Annotated in this window: 3 protein-coding genes and 1 pseudogene; 2 read left to right on the top strand and 2 right to left on the bottom strand. The window is 55.1% G+C overall.

Annotated elements, in window-relative coordinates; genetic code table 11:
• Positions 1-408: 408 nt before the first annotated feature.
• Entirely contained in the window at positions 409-1,251 is an 843-nt protein-coding gene (locus G3O00_RS41265; protein WP_206146442.1) for a hypothetical protein, read from the bottom strand.
• A 736-nt stretch (positions 1,252-1,987) separates the two neighbouring features.
• Here G3O00_RS41265 and G3O00_RS41260 point away from each other — a divergent pair.
• Positions 1,988-2,263: pseudogene (locus G3O00_RS41260) on the top strand (transposase); the annotation flags it as partial.
• Positions 2,264-2,484: 221 nt separating this feature from the next.
• Here the strand turns inward: G3O00_RS41260 and G3O00_RS41255 are convergent.
• Positions 2,485-3,324 (bottom strand): IS110 family transposase, encoded by an 840-nt coding sequence (locus G3O00_RS41255; protein ID WP_346779030.1) that lies wholly within the window; start codon positions 3,322-3,324, stop codon positions 2,485-2,487.
• On the opposite strand from G3O00_RS41255, the gene G3O00_RS41250 reads away from it, so the two are divergent.
• The coding region (locus G3O00_RS41250; RefSeq protein ID WP_206146441.1) for a hypothetical protein at positions 3,310-3,505 on the top strand (196 nt) is incomplete at its 3' end. The genes G3O00_RS41255 and G3O00_RS41250 overlap by 15 nt on opposite strands.

Raw genomic sequence — 3,505 nt, 5'->3', positions numbered from 1 at the left:
CCGAGCGGCCTCATAGCTCACTCGGCTATCTGACGCCGGTGCAGTTCGCCTTGGCGCACGATGCAAAGCAGCAGTTTTTAACCTTGGACTCTAACTGCAGTCCGGACTAAAACCGGGGGCAGGTCACATACAGTCAAAAAGTTATCAAACTTCTTGCTGTACGTGGAATCGAGACAGGGTCAATATCAACCTGACCGGCGATTACGTGTGGCGACACAGCCAGAAACTGCAGCCGGGAAAGTTCCGCGCGTTGCGATCAATGCCGGAGGCGCCCGGACCATAGCTCGGTTCGGCTAAAAATAGGCCCGAGTACGAATCAGGCCTCGCCGCGCCATACGCTAGCCACAAAACGGGCCACTCGCATTCAGAGTTGTTTAACGGGCTTACGATAGCGTTGGTTAGATCGATTTACCACTTGTGCTTATCTCGGTTATCGATTGCGTCATCCATGCTGTCTCTCCTGCTGGAAGTCCACAAATTGATCTGGTCAAATTCGGTTTGTCCAATGTCTTCGTCTTGTTCAAGCTGGTCTAGCATGTCCTGTTGCATTGCAAAAGCAAAGCTTCGCTTGGCTTCAGCGCTCCCAAGTCCGTCGTGTACCCGCCGCATCGCTTGGAGGTAGCGGTTGTCCGAACTAGGTGGCGAATAGGTATGACGATGGTCATCGGACTCGCTTCTTTCGGGCGCACCAAGCGCCTTGTCATCCATTCCGGACTGGGCATGAAGGAACAGTTCGTGAGCTAGTGTGTGCGCGTACAGGCCTTGTTGCGTTTGCTTATCGAGGCTAGCGTCCGTTTTTATCTTGATTCTCGCGCTCTGCCCATCCTCCGCAACCAAAGTCGACCCTTTAATATCGTCGCCTGGGTCAGCTTCAACGATGTGAACTCTATTAAAATCGGGCGGAAAAATTGGGCCGAGTGCATTCTTGACAATGTCGATCGCCGCTTCAAGATGACTGGATGTGCCGTCGAAGGTCGTTTGAGGTACGACATAATCCTTGCATTTGCCTTCTTGTATTCGGGCGTAGATATTTTCGTGCGAATTGATACCCGCACCGCCGCGTAGCCGCAGGGGAGCATGTGATGGCTTTGACGTCATTCCACGTGATTGAGCAAAGGAAGGAGGGCCATTCCAATTTTCAGAGAGATTTCTTTTGGCTTTTGGCGCCGTCGTTGTCGACTGGCCCGCTGTTTCTGCCATTTCAGTCACTTTATCGACTGCTTTTGGGCTGAGGGGGAAATTCGCCTTCATTTAATATCCAAAATTGATAGACGGGGTATTCACAGTTCCACATCTTTTTTCTCCTTGCTCGCTGCTCTGCGAACGTGGTGCGCAAAAAGCGAAAAGCACTACCAGTTTGCATTGGGTGCCAGTGTTTTTCTGAAACGGTGCGTCTTAAACATCTAAGCCGACCATCCAGTGCCCCCTTGCGGCGCGAGTCCAAGCAGAACTCGCGCCTCCCCAAGCGGCACACTGCCGCGCAGCAGTGAACTCGTCACCGTACGCGGCAACCTACGCCACTACAGTGCGCCTCCGCTTGCAACGACGTCTATTTATCAGAGCGACGAGGTGAAGAGAGCCCGTCGGATGCGCCAGACATTGCGACATTCGTAACCGGATGGAGCTCGTTAGCCAAGCGCCAGCAAGCTTCACGTGCTTTGTTTTCCGTTCTCCGAAGCCGCCCCTCGAAGAAGGGTCGAGGTGCAATCGGCCAAGGCCTGTCGATATCAGGCATTTGCTCGGGCAACACGCTCGAGGTGTGGGATATCGATGAACTCATCGCCGCTCCGGATCGCCAGCTCAGTTGCATCGTTGAGGATCGTCGATATGGCGCCCGTTAGCCCTCCGCTAATTTCAAGAACGAACTGGACAATTTCACGTCGCGCCAGATTCGATGGCTTTTGTAGCGGCAGGACCTTGACCTGCCCTGGAATTTTCGGACCGGCTGAAACTTGAGAGAATGGCTTCCAACGGAGAGAAGGAAGTCCTGAAGAAGAGCCGGTTCACGGAAGAGCAGATGGTCACGATCCTGCGCGAGGCGGACAAGATTCCGGTCGCGGAGGTGGCGAAGAAGCACGGAATCAGCGAACAGACGATCTACAACTGGCGGCAGCATTTCGGTGGACTGGAAGCGTCCGACGTAAAACGGCTGAAGCAACTCGAGCAGGAGAACGCACGGCTCAAGAAGATGCTGGCCGAGCGTGATCTCGAACTGGACGTCATGAAGGAGATCAACGCAAAAAATGTATGGTCCGCCCCGGCTTTGCAAGCGGGCGTTCTCCGACGAGACAGTTTGCGTAAATGTATCCGGCCTCTCGCGAGTCAGCCGCTTTTGGCGGCAAGGCCATGATGGGGTATGCGCGCTCAGTTCCCAATAAGTGGACTGACCTCGAAAGCCGTTTTTTTGTCCCGGGTTTACCGAACGCCGGTGCGCTGTTTCGTCATCAATTGCACGTCTGCAAACCTTGACGGGTGATCGGCAGCCTACTGTGCTTGCGGCTGCCGAAGATAAAACGTTCCTCGTCGCGTGAGGATGGTCCACGCTATACGCGCGAGCTTGTTGGCCAGTGCGACGATGACTTTGTTGCGGTGTATGCCCTTCGCCTCCATCTGCGAAATCCAGAGCCCGAGATGATCCTTGGTCCGATCGAGATGCAGGACGCACGCTCGGGCGCCGTGGATCAACAGCTTGCGGAGATATGGATTGCCGCGCTTGGTGATGCCGAGCAGGTGCTGCTTGCCTCCGGTGGAGAATTCGCCGGGAACAAGGCCTAGCCAGGCAGCGAAATGGCGGCCGGATTTAAACTGGGTACCGGTACCTGCGAAGGCAGTAATCGCGGTTGCGGTCAGATGCGCGATACCCGGTACCGAGATCAGTCGTGTGGCGACATCGTCGGCCCCTGCGATTGCTTCGATCTGGCGGCGTAATTGCAAAAGGCGTGCCTCAATGGAGCGGTATTCCTGCCACTGCTCCTGCAACAGCTCACGCATCGCAGGCGTTAGACCGTTGCCGTCGTCGGCGAGGATGCTTGGCATATCGCGAACAAAGTATGCGGGGCCAACTCCGATAGTCATGCCGTACTCAAGCAAAAATGCACGAGCCTGATTGACGATGGCTGTCTTGCTGGAAACCAGTCTTTGCCGAACTCGATGTAGTGCCTGCAGATCGAGTTGTGCTTCCGTCTTCGGCTGTGTGAAGCGCATGGTGGGACGAGAAATCGCCTCGGCAATAGCCTCTGCGTCGACGATATCGGTCTTGTTCGACTTAACAAACGGTTTGACGAACTGAGCCGGCACGATACGGACCTGATGTCCCTGACCAATCGCTTTGCGGGCGAGCCAGTTGCTACCTGTAGCGGCCTGATTACATCCGGCACAGGAACCGATTACATCGGCCGTTTCGGGACCACATTCGCTGAGAATATCGGCGCACCCGGGACCACATTCCGTGAGAACGGGCTCACTTTAGTTGAGAACAGCCCGATTACATCGGCCAGGAACCACA

This window comes from Burkholderia sp. Ac-20384, from assembly GCF_017104605.1.
Lineage (GTDB): Bacteria > Pseudomonadota > Gammaproteobacteria > Burkholderiales > Burkholderiaceae > Burkholderia > Burkholderia lata.
This window is presented reverse-complemented; position numbering and strand designations above follow the sequence as displayed.

Coding starts and splice junctions, on each gene's coding strand:
- G3O00_RS41265 (WP_206146442.1), bottom strand. CDS start 1,251: ATGAAGGCGAATTTCCCCCTCAGCCCAAAAGCAGTCGATAAAGTGACT.